The organism is Bdellovibrionota bacterium (genome assembly GCA_035292885.1).
In the GTDB taxonomy this organism is placed as follows: domain Bacteria; phylum Bdellovibrionota_G; class JALEGL01; order JALEGL01; family DATDPG01; genus DATDPG01.
The window spans coordinates 1-21,083 of record DATDPG010000106.1; the positions used below are offsets into that span (position 1 = coordinate 1).

Consider the following 21,083-nt stretch of genomic DNA (forward strand, 5'->3'; position numbering starts at 1 on the left):
GGCTGATGCTCGGGAATCTGAAGGCACTCTTCGCGGAGAAGGCGAATCCGCGGCTCCGCCGCGATACGCGCCGTCACCGCTTTGGAAAACCGTTCGCGATCCACGGCGAGCGCGCGGCCCGCCGGTACACGGCACTCCCCCGCCGCCGCCAGGATCACCGAACCGAGCCGGCGCATCTCTGATTTCAAAAGACCCGGAGCCGTGTCGTCGGCTTCGTTTCCCAAGGAATTGCTGCAGACAATTTCCGCGAGTTCGGTCCGCGTGTGCGCCGGTGAAAACCGCTTCGGCTTCATTTCGTACAGATCGACGGGATGTCCCAATCGGGCGATCATCATCGCGGCTTCGCTGCCGGCGAGACCGCCTCCGATGACGGTTACGCGTTCTGTACCGGGGTTTGGAGGCACAACGACCCTACGCTAGCCGATCGCAATGCGTCAGCCAAGGAGATGCTGGTAATCGCAGTTTTTTTTCGCGCAGCGGATGGCCGGCCCCTCTTTCTTGGTGAATTTCTCGACCAAGTACGGGGCGTGGCATTTGGGACAAGGAGTTTTCACCGGCTTGTCCCAGAGAGCGTGCGTGCATTTGGGATAGCGCGAGCATCCGTAAAAGCTCCGGCCGCGGCGGCTCCGTTTTTCCAAGAGCTGCCCGGTGCAACCCGGTTCGGCGCAGGGGACGCCGGTCGAAATCGAACGGGTGGTCTTGCAGTCCGGATAACCGCTACACGCCAAGAATTTTCCGAAGCGGCCGTTCTTGACGACCATCGGAGATCCGCAGACGTCGCACTTTTCGTCCGTCGTCTGCTGCGCCACGATCTCGACCTTCCCCTCGGCCGTCTTTTTGAATTCCTTCGTGTTCCGGCAGTCGGGGTATCCCGAACAGGCGAGGAAATGCCCATGCCGGCCCCACTTGATCACCATCGGCTTTCCGCATTTTTCGCACGTGTGTTCCGTCGGCGTCTCTTCCCGCTTGACGTCGCGCATTTTCTTCTTCGCGGCCACGAGCGACTTGGCGAACGGCTTGTAAAATTTGTGCAGAATTTCCTGCCAGTCCCGCTCCCCCTCTTCCACTTGGTCGAGTTGGGATTCGAGCTGCGCCGTGAACTCAATGTCCAGGACTTCCGGAAAGTGTTCGACCAAAAGATCGCAGACTAAGAAACCGAGTTCGGTCGGCTCGAAATGATTTTGAAGCTTCACGCAATATTTCCGGTCCCGCAGCGTCGACAGAATGGCGGCGTAGGTGGAAGGCCGGCCGATTCCCCGCTCCTCCAATTCTTTCACCAAACTCGCTTCGGTGAACCGGGGCGGCGGCTTCGTAAAATGCTGGTTCGGCGTGATCGAATTCGTCACCAACTTCTCGCCCACGGTCAACTCCGGAAGCTGGGCTCCCGCTTCTTCGTCCACGTCGGCCTCATCGCGTCCCTCGACGTAGACCCTCATGAAGCCGTCTTTGACGAGGATGGATCCGGTGACGCGCAGGCCGTAATCGCCGGCGGAAACGTCGATCGTCGTCTGATCGTAGATCGCGTCTTCCATTTGGCAGGCGAGAAATCTCTCCCAAATCAGCCGATAGAGGCTGTACTGATCCTTCTTGAGAAACTTTTTCACTCTCTCTGGCGGGTGAATCATCATCGTGGGACGAATCGCTTCGTGGGCGTCTTGCGCGGATTTCTTCGCCTTGTAAATGCGCGGAGTCTCGGGGAGATAGGACTCGCCGTAATTGTCCTTGATCCACCGCCGGGCGATCTCGATCGCCTCGTTCGAGAGGCGAATCGAGTCGGTACGCATGTACGTGATTAAACCGACGGCCCCCTCTTCTCCCACCTCCACGCCTTCGTACAGTTGCTGGGCCACCAGCATCGTCTTGCTGGCGGAGAAACCGAGCTTTCGCGCGGCCTCTTGCTGCAATTTGCTGGTCGTGAACGGCAGCGGCGGCGTTCTTCGGCGCTGCTTTTTCTGAATGTCGGCTACGACCAAACTTTCCGACTTGAGAGCCGTTTCCGCCTCGCGCGCGTCTTTTTCGTTGTTCAGCTCGACCTTTTTCCCGTTCTTCGTGATCAGGCTCAAAACGAACGGAGGAGGATTCTTTCCGTGAGCGCCGACCTCGATCGACCAGTACTCGACCGGGTTGAATTTCTTGATTTCCCGTTCCCGGTCGCAAACGATTCGAAGCGCGACCGACTGCACGCGCCCCGCGCTCAGCCCCCGCTGAACTTTTTCCCAAAGGAGCGGGCTGATTTGATATCCGACCAAACGGTCCAGAATTCGGCGGGCTTGTTGCGATTCATATCGCTGAAGATTCAACTCCGAAGGAGAAGCGATGGCCTGCTCCACGCCCCGTTTCGTGATTTCCTCGATCAGGACGCGAAAGATTTTGGCTTTGGTCCTTTTCTTTCCTTTTCCGGAATTTAGTTCGCCGGCGATGTGCCAGGCGATCGCCTCGCCTTCCCGGTCCGGATCGGGCGCCAAATAGACCGTATCGACTTTCAGCGCGGCTTCGCGAATGGTGTTGAGAACTTCTTGCTTTCCTTTGATGACTTCGTACTTCGGCTCGAACCGTTCGCCGATTTCGACGCCGAGCTTGCTCTTGGGAAGATCCTTGATATGTCCGACCGAAGCCTTCACGACGAAGTTGCGCCCGAGATACTTCCCGAGCGTCTTGACCTTCGTGGGAGACTCGACGACGACGAGTGCTTTGGCCATCCGTCCCCCTCAGCCCGCGGCTCGGGAATACCGGGCGTCGGACGCCCGAATCACGAGACCCCGGATTTCCAATTCCATCAACGTTCTCAACATATTCTCCACAGGTCGTTGTTCCTTTCGAGCCAATTCATCCACACTTGCTCCCATGCCGAGTCCCAAGGCATGCAGAACCGCCTTCGCGTCTTCCGAGAGACCGTCCGTTTCTTCCTTTTGTGCTTCCGGGGAAGAATTCGTCCGATATAATTTTCCGGGAGCAAGCCCCCACTCTTCCAGCACGTCGTCCGATGTGGCCACCAGCTTGGCGCCCTCGGAGATGATCCTATTGGAACCGATCGAGAGCGGAGAGTCAATTTGGCCCGGAACGGCGAACACGTCGCGGGATTGATCGAGCGCATGCCGCACCGTGATTAATGCGCCGCTCGTCTCTCCGGCTTCGATGACGAGAACGCCTCTCGAAAGTCCCGATAAGATCCGATTCCGCCGGGGAAAATGATCTTTGAGCGGCGACTCGCCCGGGAAAAACTCGGTGACCACCGTGCCCGATTTCGCGATCCGCTCTTGAAGATGCGCATGTTCCGGCGGATAGACCTGGTCGATCCCGCACCCGATGACGGCCACCGTCGGTCTCTTCTCTTTCAGAGCGCTTTCGTGCGCGATCGCATCCACGCCGCGAGCGAGCCCGCTGACGATCACGATTCCCTCCCGCGCCAGGTCGCTCGCCAGCAATTGGGCGATTCGCGCCCCGTAACGGGAAGGGTTGCGCGGCCCCACGACGGCGAGCCACGGCAAATCGGTTTTCGGCCATTCTCCTTTGCCGAAAAGAACGAGCGGCGGATCGGAAATCTCCGCCAACAACTTCGGGTACTCCGTCGAACCGTACGCGCAAATCCATGCCCCGAGCATTTCAGTACGCCGAACGACGTTCTCCGCTTGTTTCAGATCGGCTTCCTTGGCCACGATCGAAAGCAGTTGGCGTGTGGTCGGGTCGTTCTCCGATCTCGCGCCGGATGCCTCCGTGACTTTTAGCGCGGATCCGAAACGATCGATCAGAAACTTTTGACCGACATACGAAACGCCACGGACCTTGGCGAGAGCAACGGCGGCGGCGACAGACACGCGGTCAGTAATACGGGGCGACGGAAACCGGAGTCAAGGAAAAGCTGTATGGACCCGTTACTTCAATTGATTGATCACGCGATCGCCGACCGCAAGAGAGTCGCGCAGGTCGGTTACATAAGCGGTCGAAGTTGTATTTCGGGCGTCGACCACCACCAGCCGTCCGTACACGACGTCCGGAAGATGTTGATCGTCCCCGGGGAACACGGCGTCTCCGCGGCGAACCACAACCAGTTGCATTCCGTCGTCCACACCCTGCTTCTTGCCGAGATTGAGAAACACGAAATCGTTGTTGCTGATGAGATATTGCTGGTTTTCGGCCTCAACGATTTTTCCTTCGAGCGGTTTCTCCGTCGTGTGGGGGACGAATTTCCGATACGGCGATTCATACGGAATGAATTTGTCTCCCCGCTGAATGGAATCCTGATTGTCGGTGACGAACGCTTCCACCGTGTTTTTGTGAATTTCGAGCACTTTGATCACGGCTTTTTTCTTGATCAGGTATCCCAGATCGCCGAATCGGTGACCCGGATCTTTCACCGCCTTTACGGTTTCAAAAACATCGAACCGGTCGCCCACGGAGACTTTCGTTTTTCGTTTGAATTCGATGTAGCAACGATCGCCCATGTACAAGAACACCTTTGGGTCCCCGGAATGGGTGATCGTCCCCGCTTCATCCAACTCTTTCGGAGAAATGAAGGAGAGACTCTTGAGTTTCAGGGACATCGCTTCGGGCGTCACTTCGGCCGCCGCGACCGCCTGCGGCGTCGGCGTCAACGCCGCTTCGGCCGGTTTCTCCGTTCCTTCCGTCATCGGCGGCACTTCGCCGCTTGGAACCGGTTCGGCTTTTTGCGCTCCGACGATATCCAATCTCGGCGGCGCCGTTTCGGATCCGGAATAAAATTTGAGCTTCTGTCCCGGATAAATCAGGTGGGGGTTTTCAATATATTGATTGAGCGCCCACAATTTCGGCCAATACCACGGATTGTCCAGAAACCTTCCGCAGATATCCCACAGCGTGTCTCCCGGTTGAATCGTGTACTCGTCCGGAGCGCGTTTCTCGGCCGGCGATGCGACCGCCTGCGGCTCGGGCATGGGAGAAGCTTGCGCGGCCGGTTCGGCCGTTTCCCAATCGGGTAGAACGTTTTCATATTCGCCGGTTCCCGCTTCTTCGGACTTCGCGGCAGGGGCGCCGGAAGGCGCCGCGCCGGCGGACGGTGCGTACGGCTGGGGCACCGCGGGCTGAACGGCCGCGGGCGGCGGTGGAGGCGGCGCTTCTTGCGGCATCGCTTCAATCGAGGGAGCGCTGGTGTCCTCCGACGGCGGTTCAGGCGGGGGTTCATCTTCTTGCGCGCGGAGAGCCGGCGTCGCTCCCCAGAACAGGAGTAACAGTCCGATTCCCGCGACCCTGAGGAATCCAAGATTTCTCGATCGATTCGGCATGACTACATCCTCCCTTGCGACGCTAAGTTGGAAAGCTCCGCGAGTACCGTTTTCGCTTTCTGGGCGGCGATGCTTTGCGGGTACTCATCCACGATCTTGTTGAACGTGAGACGCGCCCCTTCCGCATCGGAGAGGCGAAGCTCGCACATTCCGGATTTCAAGAGGGCGTCCGGAATTTTGTTTCCGGTCGGAAATTCCCGAACGACGCGGTCAAAATTCGCTTTCGCCTTCCCGTAATCGGCCATTCGGAAATACGCCTCGCCCACCCAAAAGACGGCGTTGTCCGCGTACGAGTGCGCGGGGTATTTCTTTGTGAACCGTTCGAATCGTTCGATGGCCTCGGCGTATTTTTCCTGCTCGAACACGACATACGCCCCGTTGTATTCTTCGGCCGCCTTTAGATCCTCGCTCGTCACCTTGGACGGTGTTGGAGAATTCGACGTCGCCGCGGCGGGAACGGCGGCAGGTCCGACGATCTGATCCATTCGGGCCAGGTCCTTGTTCGTTAATTTGATCGTGGGAAGCTTCGCGGTCTTGGCCGCTTCGGGAAGAAAAGCATCTTCCTGTCTTGCCGACCCGGGTCGTGCGCCCGACCGGGCCGGTTGAGGTTTAGGATGTGCGGCCGCGACCGGCGCGGTCGTCGTTTCATGCAACGGTTTCCGTTCCAACGCCACCTTCAAGGTTTCCACGCGGTCCTGAAGCACCAGGACGGAGTTTGAAAGATCCTCGACCTTGCGATTGAACTGGTTCTGACGGGAATTTATCGCCAGGTCCGCCTGATCCAACCGCTTGATCGCCTGACTCAAATCGCTGGAAGGCGCACAGGCAAGAAACGGGACGGTGAGGAAAAAGATGAAGTGATGTAGTTGCACGGATCGTCCAGAGGGCTGAAGGTAAAATGTACTGGAATTATACGGCCTTAGGTCGTATGGGGTCAAGCGACCCAACCCACGATGCCGACCATTCGGCCGGACTGCTTGCCTTCGCGCCGGTAGGAATAAAATGTCTCGGCTTCGCACCACGTGCAAAGCGGGGAACGCCACGTGTTGGCCTTCGAAACACCCGCTTCCATGGCGAGTCTCAGATTGATCGCCCCCAAATCCAGATACGACGAAGCCTCCCCTTGGCGTATTTCCTTTCCGGCCACCGCAAGATTCGAAAGAAAAAGAGAGGCCACACCCAACGAAACTTCGAAACAGCAGGGACCGATCCCGGGCCCGATCGCCACTTGAAGATCGCCGGGCCGCGATCCGAACTCCTGATGCATTGCAATAAGCGTCGCGGTCAGAACCCTCGCCATCGTTCCGCGCCAGCCGGCGTGAACCACTCCCAGCGCTTTTCTTTCTTCGTCGATCAGGAGGATCGGAAAACAATCGGCGACGCGAACGGAGAGAAAGCAATTCGGATCGTTGCTGATCAAAGCGTCGGCTTCCCGCCGGAGGATTTCTTCCCGCGAGTCGCTTTTTCGGATTAGAACGACGTTCGCGCCGTGCGCCTGGCGAACCCCGAAGATGCGATCCGGCGTCGTATTCAGCGCGGCGGCCAAAAGATCGTAGTTCTTAGCCACGAGATCATCGTCGTCCCCCGTCGCCCAACCGAGGTTCAACGACGCATAGGGACCGGAGCTTACACCGCCTTGCCGCGTCGAATAGCCGTGAACGAGTTTACCGATGGCTTGGAAGTTGGGCGCCCGCTGAAGTTCGATCGCCACGCCTACCAAATCTTGGACCTGATGTGACCCCTTCGCTTCAAGATAACGTCGACCAAAGCCCGATCGTAATAGTTGGTCTTCGCGCGCAGTCCGGGATCCACTTTGCTGTTGTAATGCTGCCGCCCCTCTTCGATCTCTTTGGCCAGAACATCGAAGAAGTTATCCGCTTCGATCCCCTGCTTGACCTTCGGTTCATTATAGAGAGCGATGTCCGAAGCGATGGCTCGGGCCAGGCGTTTGGCCGCTTCTGGTTCGATAATCGGATTCATGTCTCGCCAATATAAAGGTGCCGGTCTTACCGCTCAAGTTCAACGTTCCAATAGGAGAAGTCCACGATGTTCAGGAACGGAACCCATTCCAGATAATGGCCGTCTTTGAGCGAAATGTTAAGACATTCGGTCCAATGCGGCTTGGCCGGCCTCCGGACGAGGTGCATTCCGGCTTCGTCGGGAGTGCTGCCGCCCTTTCGGCGGTTGCAGGCCACGCAACTGCAGACCACGTTCTCCCACGTCGTTTGGCCGCCGCGGGAGCGGGGAACGACATGATCGAGATTCAGTTCGCTCTTCCGAAATCGCCGGGAGCAGTACTGGCAAATGCCCCGGTCTCTCGCAAAGATGTTGTAGCGGGAGAAACGGACCTGTTTTTTCGGAAGGCGATCGTACACTTGAAGCAAAACGACCCGCGGAACGCGGATCACTTTGCCGACGATCCCGATTCCGGGTTCTCCGACCGCCAGAGCCAGTTCACTCCAGCTATGAAAATCGAATGTCTGATATTCCTTGTCGACGACGCGCGCGATTCCGGCGTAGATCATGCAGAACGCGCGTTTGAGCGACGTCACCTGAATCGGCATGTAGGATTTGTTGAGGACCAGAACGCGGGCCTGGACCAAGGCGGCGGTCATACAACCTCTTTCTGTACTGTGTCCATGGCCGTTCGGCAAGCCTTTGCGAATGTCTCGGCGTCCTCGGGAAATACGGTCCGAAGATCAAAGAGCAAACTCTCGCGCTGTCGCCGGCCGATAACCGGCGGACGGCCGCTTCTCAAGCGGCCGTCCAATCGACCGAGGAGATCTTTCGAAGCCCGGATCGAAATGGCGACGGACGGAATCGCTTCCTCCGGCGATGTCCCGCCTCCAACCGCCGCTTCCGAATCGACGACTTCCATCGAGAACGAATTCGGCGCGGCCTTCAAACGCTGAACAATTACGTTCGCCTGCCGACGCAGCTCTTCGCAAGATCGTTCGACGAGAAAACCGACGCGGGATTTCCATCCCGGCGTGGAGATCGCCCGCACGACCCGTTCCAAGAGCGCCAGCGTCAGCTTGTCCGTCCGGACGATGCGAAGCCAGGGATCGTTTCGAAGTCGATTCAGGACGGCCTTTTTCCCCAAGAGAATTCCCGCCTGCGGCCCGCCCAAAAGCTTGTCGCCGCTGAACGCCAAGAGATCCACACCCGTTTTCACGACTTCCGAAACCCTCGGCAGGGCGCCGCAGACGTCGCGAAGATCCTCCAGAGTTCCGCTCCCCAGGTCGATCATCACCGGCAAAGAACGCTTCTTCCCCAGTTTGACCAAGTCCGGAAGAGCGACCTCCTCCACAAAACCTTCGATCCGATAATTGCTCGGATGAACTTTGAGCAGAAGCGCTGTTTTCCGACCGATCGCTTTTTCGTAATCGGAAAGCCGCGTCCGGTTCGTCGTCCCCACTTCTTTGAGATGAGCGCCGGAACTTTCCATGATTTCCGGCAGACGAAACGATCCGCCGATTTCGACCAACTCCCCGCGTGACACGATCGCTTCACGGTCCCGCGCCAGCGCCCGCAGAGCCAACATGACGGCCGCCGCGTTGTTGTTCACGACCAGCGCATCTTCACATCCCGTCGCCAGACGAAAGGCCTCCACACAATGAACATAACGAGAGCCCCGTTCCCCTTTTTCAAGATCGAATTCCAAATTGACGTAACCGGATACGAGGTCGGCCATCTCTTCAAAAAGTTCGCGATCGATCGGCGCCCGACCCAAATTGGTATGGAGAATCACGCCGGTAGCGTTGATCACTTTTTGAAGGGAAGCAGAGGTCAAACGATCCACCTCTGTGCGCACCGCTTGAGCCCAACCAGATTTCGGACGCGTGATCGGATTCATTTGTCGCGCGGACGCCACGACGTTTCGCACCGCTTGCGCCAACACGACATGCGATTCCCGCTTCGTCACTTCTTGGAGATCGGGATCATTCAGAAGCACGCCTACGGCAGGCAGGTCGCTTCGAGGATCGGTTCGGTTCGGGGGTGTCAACATCTCTATTGTAGCGGGCATCTTGTGCCTCATAAAAGCTCCCCTGTCCAACGATCCCATCCTGCGCCTTAAGGGTACGATAAACGAAAAGATTTCAATGGGTTAATAGATTATTCGTGACGATATTAATGGGATTGAAAAGAACCGAGCGACGCACCTCACAAGGCAAAGCCCTCGGGGGGCCTTGCCTTGAGGGAGGCAGCCACGGCCCAGGGTTCAGTGGCAAAACATCCGTCTCCGCTTCCGATACCTCACAGGCTCCGCTACAACCTCCACGTCCACTGAACGCCTGGCCTTGGCTGCCTCTTTATATAGGCTACGCTAACGTATTGTAGTATAGTGTCAATAAATAAAAGCATCGTTTTTATGGAGATATATCGTCGCTTCCCCTAAATTCTCCACCCCGTGGGTTCCCATCCATGTTGGAAATCGCGCCACAGATCCTTCGCCACTTAAACCGATCGGTCCGATCTAGACTCACGGCGTCGAGAACCGCTTCTCCGCTCGCCCTGCCGTTTCCCCGGCCGAAAAACGGAACGAACGCGCCCCTAACCCACACAAACCTTCCGCTGGATGAAGAGACTCAAACCGCGATCGCGCGAGCACGAGACTGTCTTTTCGATCTCCTTCATCCGAAGGGTTTTTGGGAGGGGCGTGTCTACGACAACGTCACGATCACGGCGGAATATGTGATGTTTCTTCGGTTTCTCGGACTTCTCGACGCGCAGACCGCAGAAAAGGCCAAGCGAACGATTCTCGATGACCAACTTCCGGACGGCGGATGGAATATTTACGGCGGCGGACCTTCGGAACACTCCGCCACCGTAGAAGCCTACTTCGGTCTAAAACTCTGCGGTTTGACTCATCGACACAAAACCTTGCAGTCGGCCCGCGATCTCATTTTGGCCAAAGGCGGGATCGACACGACGCGGGTCTTCACCAAAATCAATCTGGCTCTCTTCGGACAAGTTCCGTGGAACAAGGTGCCGGTCATCCAACCGGAACTCATGCTTCTTCCCAAGAAGGCCCCCATTCATATTTATGAATTTTCGAGTTGGTCGCGCGCGGTCATCATCCCGCTGCTTTTGATTTTTGATCGCAAACCGGTCGTCGCGCTTCCGAAAGCCCAGCAGGTGCCGGAGCTTTACGCTCCGAACGCACCGAAGAAGAAAGGATTTCCATTCCGGAAAATCGTGCGCGAACGCCGTGTGGATCTCGAACAGATTTTCGACGTCGCCCACGTGGCGCTCTCGATGTACGAGTTCGTCATGCCGATCAAACCGCTTCGAAAGCGCGCGCTTAATCTGGCGGAGAAGTGGGTTCTCGAACATCAGGACAAGGACGGCTCCTGGTGCGGGATTTTCCCGGCGATGGCGAACTCGATTCTCGCTCTTCACTTGCGCGGCTACAGTTTTCATCATCCGGTCATGAAAAAGGGACTGCGCGTCCTGCGATCGTACGCCGAGGAGGACGAAGAAACGCTTCGGATGCAGTCGACGCAGTCTCCGATCTGGGACACGGGAATTGCGGCTTACGCTTTTTGGGAAACCGGCGGCCTTCCTCCCGGAACGCGGTCGGCTCGCTGCTTGGATTGGCTGCTGGATCGCCAGATTCTGGATGTGCAAGGCGACTGGAAACATAAGGCGCGTCCCGGACGTCCGGGCGGATGGCCCTTCGAACATCACAACGCGCATTATCCCGACATCGATGACACGGCGCTCGCCATCTTGGCGCTTCTTCCCGCGGAGGAAGAAAAAGGCCGTTCGGAAATCACGCATTCGATCGACCGCGGCGTTGAATGGCTGATCGCCATGCAGGGGAGCGACGGGGGCTGGGGAGCGTTCGACCGGGACAACAACCGACATTTCCTGAATCAAATTCCGTTTGCCGATTTAAAGTCGCTGCTCGATCCGAGCACGCCCGACGTCACCGGCCACGTCATTGAGGCGCTGGCCGCCGCCGGATACCACCGCCGGCTGGAGCCGATCCGGCACGGATTCGAATTTTTGCGGAAGACGCAGGAGAGCGACGGCTCCTGGTTCGGCCGATGGGGCGTGAATTACGTGTACGGCACCGCCGCCGCGCTCAGCGGCCTCTGGGTGGCGGGAGAGGACATGAATGCCGATTACGTGAAAAAGGCGGGCGATTGGCTGGCGGCCGTTCAAAATCCCGACGGCGGTTTCGGGGAATCGGTCGAATCGTACGAAAAGGGTTCATACGTCGCGTTGGGGCGTTCGACGGCGAGCCAAACGGCATGGGGATTGATCGGCCTGCTCGCGTGCGAATGCAAACGGCCAGAAGCCATCGAGCGAGCGGCCCGATGGCTGATGCAGGTTCAAAAGAACGACGGAAGCTGGGACGAGCCGGAATGGACCGGGACCGGTTTCCCGAGACACTTCTATCTTCGCTACGATTACTATCGTCTTTATTTTCCGCTTTGGGCGCTCGGTCGTTACGCGCGATGGAAATGCGGCGCGAAGTCGTTATTTTCGGCGCGATCCCAGCCGGCCTGAGTCGGACAAGGACAACCTTTCCACCTCAGCACCATGCCGTGGGTTTGAATTGCAAGGCGCAATACATGAGCCCACAAATCGACATTCTTGTAATTATATACATAAATATTGACATAACTGTAATTATATGACTAAAAACTGACATGCCTCCCGTCCCTCCGCTCCTCTTCCCCGCACCGGACTCTAAGAGTCGGCAATGGATGGCGAAACTCAAACGGGATCGAACGATCCGAGCGATCGGCCCCCGACTATACACCAGCGTTTCCCGGGCCCACGCGGCGGACACGGTTCGACGAGGTTGGGCACAAATCGTGTCGAACCTGTTCCCGAATGTTTTACTCTCACATCGTACGGCCTTGGAGTACAAGCCAAGTCCAAGGGGAGCCGTTTACCTTACCGGGCCCACACGACGTGTCCTCCGCTATCCAGGTCTGAAACTGAAGTTTATGCGTGGGCCGGAACCGCTGGACGACGACGCCACATTTATAAACACTCGAGCATCATCCATGCCTCGTGCTGTTCTCGAAAACCTGTCGATCACGCGCGGCGGGGACGAAGAACGTACGGTCCCTCGCAAGGAACTCGAGCACCGTTTGGAAGAAATTCTTCATGCGAAAGGGGAAAAGGGGCTCAATGAACTGCGCGATCGAGCGCGCGTAATTGCAAGACGCTTTCGTTGGAATCGCGAGTTCCGGCGACTCGACCGGATCGTGGGCGCGATGCTCCGAAGCCGCCCCGCGGGAGTTTTGCGGTCGAAGGTAGCGCGCGCCCGCGCCAAGGAGTTGCCTTACGACGAGAGATGCATCGAGCGCTGCCAGCTTCTCTTTGCTGATCTCCGACACCATCCTTTTCGACCTCTTAGCGATAGCTTCGCTTCGTCCGAACATTTCCGAAACAAGGCATTCTTTGAGGCCTATTTCTCCAATTACATCGAGGGAACTACGTTTGAAATCGAGGAGGCGGAAGAAATCGTGTTCGAGGGAAGGATTCCCAAAAACCGGCCGAAGGACGCGCACGATATCTTAGGAACATTTCGGATCGTATCCGATCCGAACGAAATGCGCCGTGTGCCAGACACACCCGAGAACTTCGAGCGCATCCTGAAGGAACGGCATGCAACGCTCATGAAGAATCGGCCGGAATCTCTGCCTGGTATTTTCAAAGATCAACCCAACCGGGCCGGAAACACCATCTTCGTTGATCCAGAGTACGTGATGGGGACCCTCGAACAGGGATTCCAGTTGTATCGGGACCTGCCCGATGGTCTTGCTCGGGCGATCTTTCTGATGTTTCTCGTGACGGAAGTTCATCCTTTCCGAGATGGAAACGGTCGGATCGCGCGTATTCTCATGAACGCGGAACTCTGTGCGTCCACGGTTTCGACCATCATCATTCCCACGGTTTACCGAGAGGATTACATGGGAGCTCTTCGAGCCATGACGCGCCGGAACCGCGGCGACCCTTTGATTCGAATGCTGGTGAGAGCCCATGAATTCTCGCATTTGAAGTTTTCGCCCTATCCAAAAATTCTCGGCGAGCTTCGCCGGCGAAACTGGTTCCAAGAACCAATTGAGGCGAAAATCATCTTGGGATGACGTCTAGCCCGAATCCCTAGTGCCGACCCGAATGGACCGGGACCGGTTTCCCGAGACACTTCTACCTTCGCTACGATTACTATCGCCTTTATTTTCCGCTTTGGGCGCTCGGTCGATACGCGCGATGGAAATGCGGCGCGAAGTCGTTATTTTCGGCGCGATCCCAGCCGGCCTGAGAAAGTCACCATCGGGTTATCCCTTGACCTTGGGTTCAAGCTGCTCTATAACGCCTCGTGTCGATTCGTTTCCCCCTCATGCGACCCCTTTCAATTACTCGCCTGGCTGGACTCCTCATAACCTTTTTCATTTTCGCATCGCCGACGCGGGGGCAGGCTCAGTGCTGCGGCGAGCCACCCGCCATTTGCTGCGACAATAAGACCTGGATCCGCAGAGACAATACGGGGCCACTGGCGTTGTGGGAACTCCCCACCATGGCCTATGACATCGTCCGAAATAAGATGGTTCTTTATACGGGTTATGATGCGCGGTTTACTTCGGACGGAAGCACATGGGAATGGAACGGTAGCTCGTGGGCAAATGTTACACCCGTACTTGGCGGATTGCCCATCCGTGGCGGGGGGGCGCTAGCCACCAACCCGATCAGCGGAGGGGGTGGGGTGGTTCTTTACGGCGCCTATTATTATTATGACTCGAATTACGTGTGGATATGGGACGGCGTATCGTGGACGACTTTGAATCCCGCAATCATGCCTCCTGCACGTTACAATAATGCCTTGGCTTATGACAGCGACCGCGACCGGGTTGTTCTCTTCGGCGGCAATAGCATCGAACCTCCAAATCCTCCATTTGGGGACACCTGGGAATGGGACGGTACCTCGTGGACGGGCCCCCTTGCCACGTCTGACCCGCGTTATCGCTACAATCATGCGCTGGCCTACGACGACTTTCATTACAATGTCGTTCTCTTCGGGGGTACGGATGATTCGTACGATTTCGACGAGACGCGGTTCTGGGATGGTCTGTCTTGGGGAGACCCTCGAACACCTCTTCATACTCTTAACTCGCGCGCTGGCCACGCGATGGCCTACGATGCCCAATGTCGAAACGTAATCCGCTTTGGAGGTTCGAGAGATGACTTTCTTAGCCATTTCCCAACGGAGACGTGGGCGTGGAACGGTACTTCGTGGGAAATCGTCGCCACAACCGGACCCGGCGCCCGGTGGCACCCCGCGATGGCTTATGACAGTGCACGCGCAAGCGTTGTCCTCTTCGGCGGCAGCGACCCTGTTGAGACAAACCTTACCGATACCTGGGAATGGGCCGTCCCTGAGCCCGTCATCACCGAACAGCCGCTCAGCCAGACAGTCGAGCTAGGCCAATCGGTCACCCTTTCCGTCACAGCTACCAGCGTCAATCCTGAGCTCCACTATTTCTGGTACAAGAATGGCGTATATATTCCCACCGGCGTCAACGCCAGCCTCACGATTAACTCCGCGACGCTCTCCGATGCGGGAGATTACTACGTCAAAATTTCAGACGCCCCCTGCGGCAATACGTTGGCCAGTTCAACGGCGCACCTGACGGTCACCTGCGCTCCGATCACACTTTCGCCTCTCCCGGACTATTACGTTACTGCACCTCAAAGCGTATCTATTACCGTAAGGACCAACGGAACCGGGCCTCTCACGTACCAGTGGCGATATCAAAAGAATCCCCCTTGGGGTTCCTTTCTGAATTTGGGCAACTTCAATAATTATGTCGGCGCCCTCACGCCCACCCTGTCCATTTACAGCACGTCCACATTCGATTCGGGTGTCTACGACGTTGTCATTACGGACGCCTGTAATAATTCGGCCATCAGCCCGCCCGCGACTCTCACAGTTGTCTCAGATTATACCGACCCGATTGTAGGAACCGACCCCGGCCCAGTAAACAGCAGACCTCGTCGTAAGAATCCGAACAGATGACCGAGAAAAGTTGAATTAGCCGCCATTGTTTTCAGATTCAATATTATAGATTTTTGAAATTTCCCAGAGGGTGGGTGATTTTTCTCAATCCTTCCGGAAAGATTCTTCTCCCTTCGGAAGTTCTTTTGCCGGCGCGCGGGTGCTTGTTTTTGAGTTGCGCCTGAAGAAATGGCATAAATGAAGGTATGAGAAACCGGTTTCGTCCGCTTAATTTTATCTTGGGTCTCACGTGTCTAACTCTTTTTGCTTGTGGGGATGAGGTTATCCCTAATACGGGAGATGCCTGTATTCTTCCAGAGTCAGGAGTAACTTTCGTTTGTGAAAATAATGTGGCCACACTAATTTGTGGGAATACGAGCACATACGTTGCTAAGCCAAACGACTACGATTGCAACTGTCCGCAGGCAAATGGCGTTATTACAGGGTCAACGTGTGCTCAGCCTTGAACGTGTTATAGATTTTTGAAATTTCCTAGAGGGCCAAGCGGGTCTACCTGCCGGAGCCCGAGATCATTTGAGCCGACGGCGCTGGGGAGGTTCTTCGGTTGTACGTATAGGTTTGGCCTCGCAGATTGCAGGCGACCAGCGGTTTGTTCCCGTCGTTCACCAAAGAACCACATTTCAAAGAATCGAGAATCGGTCTTAGGAGGCCGGGTTGACGGACACGAGCCATGATTCGAAGGTCCGTGACGGCCGGAACGGCTTCTCGTTCCTCACAGAGATCCGCCACCATGTTCTGCGCCAGCGGAAGTTTGTCGGCGTCGGGATAAGTGGAAACCCACGAATCCGCTGGAATCGACGCGAGCCAATCTGTGAATATTTCCTGCATATGATTATCCCGTTCCTCATCGACGGGCAGGTCATTGGTGGGATAATGCGCCCTAAAACAGCTCACGGCGGGCAAAGTTTTTTCGCGTATGTACTGTTCGAAATGATGTGCAACTTCATGGGCGGTCAGAAAGAATAGCGCGGCTTTGGAATAATGGGGGTTCGCCAGCAGAGCGTAAGGAAGATAAACTATCGTTCGATCGTCAATAGAGAAATAGATTGGCGTCGCTTCGTTGCGCAACTTATCGCCAAAACTTTGATACCGACCGCGCGATGTTTCCCGTATATTATTGTCAACCATCTCTTGATACTTCCGTTGATCCTCGATTATTGCTTTGGGGATTTCGTTTTCGGGGTAGCCGTTATTCCGTAACTTCTTAGCCCAATTATTCGCCCATCCTTCCAGGTCCGAAGCGTCGAAGTAATCATATGTTTTTTGGCGCTTCCGCAATTCTAACGTCTGCCTGAATTCCTCCGGCGTCCTGGCAAAGAGGAACGACGAATTCCAGCGCGACGCGATGGTCGAAGGCGTTACGGACCCGAATGCGATGTCATACCGGGTCTTCACTTGAGCCGTCATATCTTTATACCTTTGAAAATAGTCTTTCTCTTCGTCACGCACGGCAGCATCCGGCTTCTTCCGAAAATCCCCCTCAAGCTTCTGAAGAGGTAGACCGATACCCGTTCGATCCCTGACGTTCGCGATTGGTTTCCGATCGGTTCCGCAGAGCGCTTCGATGACGTCGTCTTCCGTACACTGTCTCCTCGTTTCTTGCGCCTTGGCGGCAGAATTGAATAACCCGATCTGTCCAGTCAAGAGCCCGATATTAAGAGCCAATATCGAGCGGAATGTCGGTCGCTGCTTCATTTCTCTAACTCCATCGGGCCTACGGGGTCATAATACCTGGATCCAGGGCTATTCCGAAAGACCGTCTCAAAGGTTGCGGCCACTCCTTTCGAACTCGGTTCCCACGCCTCATGGTAGACAAAGAACGAGCGTCCCAGGAGCTTGGCACAGGGCGGGCAAACCATTGAAACGAAAGAAGTAAGGGATTTCTCCCACTTACGTTCGATCGCACTGTTCGTTACGTCTACCGCTTTCAACCCGCGTAACGTTTTTTCCGCATCTTTCAGCCTATCGGGCGCATAATTCCGTATTCGGTCTTTCAGGATATCCTGTCCCCCTTTCTTGATGGCGCTTTTTAATTCCGACTCCGCAAGACGTGCCAGGGTGGACGACAGCCGCTCCCCAACTTTTTCCCGAAGCGCACTGTTGAAGTCGTCGCTTCTCATCTCCGGGCTGATATCGTATGAATCTCTCCAGGTCACGTTGTCGTTGATGTATTCCGTGATCCAGACCGTGGTGTTGAGATCGTTACCCGTGAATGCCCTCACCTCTGCAACCTGTCGCTCGTCTGTGATTTCAGGAGAACTCGGAGCCGGCAACGCATTCATCACCGGGACGGAGGAATTTAAAAAGGCCGTCGAAGCAAAATATGGATCGCGCATGATCTGCTCGCCGATTTGAGCGATTCGCGCCGCCACCGCCGAACGCTGCATCGCCTGGTTGTATGCCTCCGGGCTTGTCCAGTACGTGCCGCTCGAGTCTCTGTACCCGGGGTCGTACCCGCCGTACCCGCCGCTGAACGGATCGGATCCGAAGTATGAACCTCCCGAACCCATCCCCGGCCCGAGCGGTCCTCCGAAGTACGTATCGTCATAAGGACTTCCATAGTAGTAAGCCCAAAGATCGATATCGTTGTGCCCGCTGGGATCAATACGATTAATCGGATTGTTGGCATATGCGTAGCGATTCAAGCTCTGGGGGTCCGTCAGCCGGGGAATGATCGTATCGGCGGTAGTGAAAGCGAATCGTTTGGGCGCCATTTCGCGGGCGTTGAAATGAAGCCGGTCGGTCGCCGTGTAATCCGTGGCCTTATCGAGTTTCATCCCCGTAAAGGAGTCTTCCACCGGTTCACTCGCCGGATTCTTTTGGGCGCCAAATTCATAATATTCGTTCCGGGTCACCGGATTCCCTTGCTCATCGGAGACCAGCACGACCGACCGTAAATGATCGGTGTGAATGAACGAAACTTGGCCCGTATCCATATCCCGTTGCGCAATCCCGTACTTGCGGGTTTTTCTCCCGTTGATCATCTCGGTGGTGCCAAAAAAGCGGCGATCCTCGACGATGTTTCCGCCCGCGTCCTTGACGACTTTGCGGACCCGGACATTGTCGGCGTCATACTCGTATTCGGTGCTGTAGCCGGAGACGTCGGTCACCCGCTCGAGCATGTTGGCGGGGGTATACTCCAGCCGCTCGATGCGTGTTTCAGGGACTGTGCGTGTATCGTACGTCGCGATGAGGTTTCCATTTAGGTCGTACTCGTGCCGATAAACGCCGTCACTCTTTAGGGCATGTACGGGGCCGGGGCCGCTATAGGACATCGCAAGGGATGTGGGGGGAAGCGTCATGGCGGACGCGGTATTCGATGGATTCGAGGTTGTCGCACTTTGGTAAGCCTTCACAGCATAAGTAAACGTCGTTCCCGCTGAGAGTCCGGTATCCAAATAGGAAGTAGCGGCCAAGTCCACTGTGGCGACGGACGTCGCGCCGCCGTTGCGATAGATCTTGTACCCCGCGATTCCGGAAACCCCTGTCGAAGGTCCCCAGCTCAGATGGATCTGCGTCTGTCCTGCCCCGCTTGCCGTCAAATTCGTGGGAGCGGTGATATTCACAAAGGAGACGGGGACCGTTTTTGAAAAATTGAACGTTGCATTGGCGCCCGTGACATTCTTCGTGGCGGCCGCGGTCGAGTGCAAATACACAATGGCCACGCCCTGGCTATTTGTCGGGACAACGGGCGATATCGGTAAGGTGCTTCCCGAGCCACAGCCGGTTTTCCAGGTTGCACCGGTCGTGGGGCTGACCGAGAAATTTACGTTAACCCCCTCTATGGGAACTCTTAGGCTGGACCCATCCGTCACGGTGGCCTTGATTTGGGAGCAAAGTTGGCCGTTGGCGAGGATTTCACTGTTCGGAGAAGCCTCCAGCGTTTCTTGTAATGTGATCGCCTGCGCCGACGGGAGGATTTGATCGGCGATCCACGACGCTATCCTCAAGAGCCATTTCTTCTCCATCCGTCCCGAAATTATTTTTCCTTTTCCGGAACCCCTGCCTCCTGGGGTCGGTGTCGGCGTGGGCGTAACAATAGGCGTGGGCGAAGGGGACGGCGCAGGCGGGGGAAGGACCGAAACCGGCGCATACGGTTTTCCGTACGGTTCGTACGGGCCTTCCATCGACGTCATTCGTCCCATCAGGTCATATTCGTAATTCCTGATTTCCGAAAGACCGCTGGCCAGGTTTTGTACATCGGCCTCCTTGAGCCGGTCGAGACCATCGTAGACGTATCGGCTGTCGCGACCGTTTGCGTCGTCGATGACGTTTATCAGATTTCGGTTCCGATCGAACTCAACATAAGAGTAATCGAGCAGATTCGATTTCGGACTGTTGAGCGTGGCCGGGCCGTCGATTCGGGTCCGGCTCAACGTCTGTTGATCGCCCAGGTTGTAGAAGAACTTAGACATTAGGCCGTTGCCGTGAATTAAGCTCTGCGTTTTCCCCAGCGTGTCGTAAACAAAATTGCTCGCCAGTACGTTCGATCCGGGGAGATCGCTGGTGATCCCCAGGAGCCTTCCCGTTCTTTCCTGGAACTGGTAGGTGACGATCTCCGGCCGGTAGCTTCCCGCATCGTAGACGATATCCAGCGTCGGGGCGGCGTCGTTGTATATGAATCCTGTTTCTATTTTGTTATCGATGCCGTTCCCGCTTCCGATCCACTGCTCCACCAACGTCGGTCTCCCCAATTCATCGTACGTGTAATGCAAGGCTGCGTTCTGGTTGGAAACCCGGAGAATTTCTCCAACGCTCGCGCCGATCGGCGTGTGGTTGATCGGATCGACGTCGTACGCATACGTGTTGTACGACTCCACCTGGCTGGGAGAAATCAGGCTCTTGTGAATCACCCGGCCCAGATCATCGTATTCGAGTTGGGTGCGGTTCCCCATGGCATCTTGCTGCTCCACGAGGTTTCCGAGATCGTCGTAGCTGTAGGTCCACTCGCCCATGTCGTCGTCGACGGTTTTTCGTTTTTGGTCGAACGCATCAAAGGCAGCCGAAGTGGTGTACCTTCCTTGGTCGTCGATCATTTGAATGACATTCCCCAGAAAGTCGTACGCGTAACTCACCGAATGAGCCTCGACTACGCCTTCGGGATTTTCCACGTACTCGACGACCTTCCGGACGCGCCCTTCGACGTCGGCATAAGATTCCTTCGAATGAAGCGGCTGTCCGGGAACGTTCATCGGACCGAACGATGTCGTTTTGATCCGGTGCAGAGCCGGATCGACCGTCTGAGAAACCGAATGGATCAACGGTTCTCCGGTGGGAGAAGGATATTGAACTTGATACGCCCGTCCGATGTGATCGTACGATGTCACCGACCATAGATTGGAAGCAGGGGTTGGTGTGCCTTCTTGATAGGCTGGCGAAGCCTTCCAAGGCCTTCCGGTTCCTGCTTCAAACTGCGTCTCGGCGATTACGACCCGATCGATGCCGTTGTTGTCTTTCGAGGCTGATTTCTTGAGGTACGCTTGCCCTAGCGCATTGAACCAAGTTTCAGTCCACGGCCAGTTGGCCGCCGGCTGCAAACGATATTGGCTGGCTTTGGACCGAATGCGCTGGTTCTTCGGCAGCTTGAGCGTGGCCCACGACCCATCGGCCTCGGGCGCGGTGGTACAGGCCTGGTCGCAAAGGCCGAGGAAATCGGTAGCGCTCTCGTTTTGGATCACACCCCCAACCGACACGGTATTCCGATAGGCCCTCTGAAAGGGATCGTAAAATACTTCGGAAACGATTCCGTTCGGATCGGTCGTGGTTTTTGCGCGACCGTATTC

14 protein-coding genes and 1 pseudogene are annotated in these 21,083 nt (G+C 56.3%); 4 read left to right on the forward strand and 11 right to left on the reverse strand.

Going from position 1 to position 21,083, the window contains the following annotated elements; genetic code table 11:
• The 9 genes from VI895_08400 to selA all read right to left on the reverse strand — a co-directional run.
• Positions 1 to 404, reverse strand: a 404-nt coding sequence (locus tag VI895_08400) for an FAD-dependent oxidoreductase (protein ID HLG19816.1), incomplete at its 3' end; no start/stop codon positions are given.
• A 30-nt stretch (positions 405 to 434) separates the two neighbouring features.
• Positions 435 to 2,699: a type I DNA topoisomerase gene (gene topA, locus VI895_08405; GenBank protein HLG19817.1), complete on the reverse strand. Its 2,265-nt coding sequence runs from the start codon at positions 2,697 to 2,699 to the stop codon at positions 435 to 437.
• A gap of 9 nt (positions 2,700 to 2,708) precedes the next feature.
• Positions 2,709 to 3,815: a DNA-processing protein DprA gene (gene dprA, locus VI895_08410; GenBank protein HLG19818.1), complete on the reverse strand. Its 1,107-nt coding sequence runs from the start codon at positions 3,813 to 3,815 to the stop codon at positions 2,709 to 2,711.
• Positions 3,816 to 3,872: 57 nt separating this feature from the next.
• Positions 3,873 to 5,258, reverse strand: coding sequence for a LysM peptidoglycan-binding domain-containing protein (locus tag VI895_08415; protein ID HLG19819.1), 1,386 nt, complete (start codon positions 5,256 to 5,258; stop codon positions 3,873 to 3,875).
• 2 nt (positions 5,259 to 5,260) lie between these two features.
• Entirely contained in the window at positions 5,261 to 6,130 is an 870-nt protein-coding gene (ybgF, locus tag VI895_08420; GenBank protein HLG19820.1) for a tol-pal system protein YbgF, read from the reverse strand.
• A 62-nt stretch (positions 6,131 to 6,192) separates the two neighbouring features.
• Positions 6,193 to 6,969 (reverse strand): peptidoglycan editing factor PgeF, encoded by a 777-nt coding sequence (pgeF, locus tag VI895_08425; GenBank protein HLG19821.1) that lies wholly within the window; start codon positions 6,967 to 6,969, stop codon positions 6,193 to 6,195.
• Between the two features lie 2 nt (positions 6,970 to 6,971).
• Positions 6,972 to 7,238 (reverse strand): hypothetical protein, encoded by a 267-nt coding sequence (locus tag VI895_08430; GenBank protein HLG19822.1) that lies wholly within the window; start codon positions 7,236 to 7,238, stop codon positions 6,972 to 6,974.
• 26 nt (positions 7,239 to 7,264) lie between these two features.
• Complete coding sequence (locus tag VI895_08435) at positions 7,265 to 7,873, reverse strand: HNH endonuclease (GenBank protein ID HLG19823.1); 609 nt, start codon at positions 7,871 to 7,873, stop codon at positions 7,265 to 7,267.
• A complete protein-coding gene (gene selA, locus VI895_08440; GenBank protein ID HLG19824.1) occupies positions 7,870 to 9,297 on the reverse strand; it encodes an L-seryl-tRNA(Sec) selenium transferase in 1,428 nt (475 codons plus the stop codon). Before selA ends, VI895_08435 begins: the two co-directional genes overlap by 4 nt.
• A 386-nt stretch (positions 9,298 to 9,683) precedes the next feature.
• On the opposite strand from selA, the gene shc reads away from it, so the two are divergent.
• The 4 genes and pseudogenes from shc to VI895_08460 all read left to right on the forward strand — a co-directional run bounded on the left by shc (position 9,684) and on the right by VI895_08460 (position 15,300).
• Entirely contained in the window at positions 9,684 to 11,777 is a 2,094-nt protein-coding gene (shc, locus tag VI895_08445) for a squalene--hopene cyclase (GenBank protein ID HLG19825.1), read from the forward strand.
• Between the two features lie 506 nt (positions 11,778 to 12,283).
• Positions 12,284 to 13,372 carry a Fic family protein gene (locus VI895_08450; GenBank protein HLG19826.1) on the forward strand — a complete coding sequence of 363 codons (1,089 nt, stop codon included), beginning with the start codon at positions 12,284 to 12,286 and terminating at the stop codon, positions 13,370 to 13,372.
• A gap of 32 nt (positions 13,373 to 13,404) precedes the next feature.
• Positions 13,405 to 13,548 (forward strand): annotated as a pseudogene (locus VI895_08455) (hypothetical protein).
• 78 nt (positions 13,549 to 13,626) lie between these two features.
• Positions 13,627 to 15,300: an immunoglobulin domain-containing protein gene (locus VI895_08460; GenBank protein ID HLG19827.1), complete on the forward strand. Its 1,674-nt coding sequence runs from the start codon at positions 13,627 to 13,629 to the stop codon at positions 15,298 to 15,300.
• 489 nt (positions 15,301 to 15,789) lie between these two features.
• Here VI895_08460 and VI895_08465 read toward each other — a convergent pair whose 3' ends face one another.
• Both VI895_08465 and VI895_08470 read right to left on the reverse strand, forming a co-directional pair.
• Positions 15,790 to 16,995 (reverse strand): hypothetical protein, encoded by a 1,206-nt coding sequence (locus VI895_08465; GenBank protein ID HLG19828.1) that lies wholly within the window; start codon positions 16,993 to 16,995, stop codon positions 15,790 to 15,792.
• Positions 16,992 to 21,083, reverse strand: a 4,092-nt coding sequence (locus tag VI895_08470) for an RHS repeat-associated core domain-containing protein (protein HLG19829.1), incomplete at its 5' end; no start/stop codon positions are given. The genes VI895_08470 and VI895_08465, both read right to left, overlap by 4 nt.

Excerpts from the sequence above, each read along its gene's own strand:
- VI895_08465 (HLG19828.1), bottom strand. The coding sequence starts at position 16,995 with ATGAAGCAGCGACCGACATTCCGCTCGATATTGGCTCTTAATATCGGG.
- topA (HLG19817.1), bottom strand. The coding sequence starts at position 2,699 with ATGGCCAAAGCACTCGTCGTCGTCGAGTCTCCCACGAAGGTCAAGACG.
- VI895_08415 (HLG19819.1), bottom strand. The coding sequence starts at position 5,258 with ATGCCGAATCGATCGAGAAATCTTGGATTCCTCAGGGTCGCGGGAATC.
- VI895_08450 (HLG19826.1), top strand. The coding sequence starts at position 12,284 with ATGCCTCGTGCTGTTCTCGAAAACCTGTCGATCACGCGCGGCGGGGAC.
- VI895_08430 (HLG19822.1), bottom strand. The coding sequence starts at position 7,238 with ATGAATCCGATTATCGAACCAGAAGCGGCCAAACGCCTGGCCCGAGCC.
- VI895_08460 (HLG19827.1), top strand. The coding sequence starts at position 13,627 with ATGCGACCCCTTTCAATTACTCGCCTGGCTGGACTCCTCATAACCTTT.
- selA (HLG19824.1), bottom strand. The coding sequence starts at position 9,297 with ATGAGGCACAAGATGCCCGCTACAATAGAGATGTTGACACCCCCGAAC.
- shc (HLG19825.1), top strand. The coding sequence starts at position 9,684 with ATGTTGGAAATCGCGCCACAGATCCTTCGCCACTTAAACCGATCGGTC.
- VI895_08435 (HLG19823.1), bottom strand. The coding sequence starts at position 7,873 with ATGACCGCCGCCTTGGTCCAGGCCCGCGTTCTGGTCCTCAACAAATCC.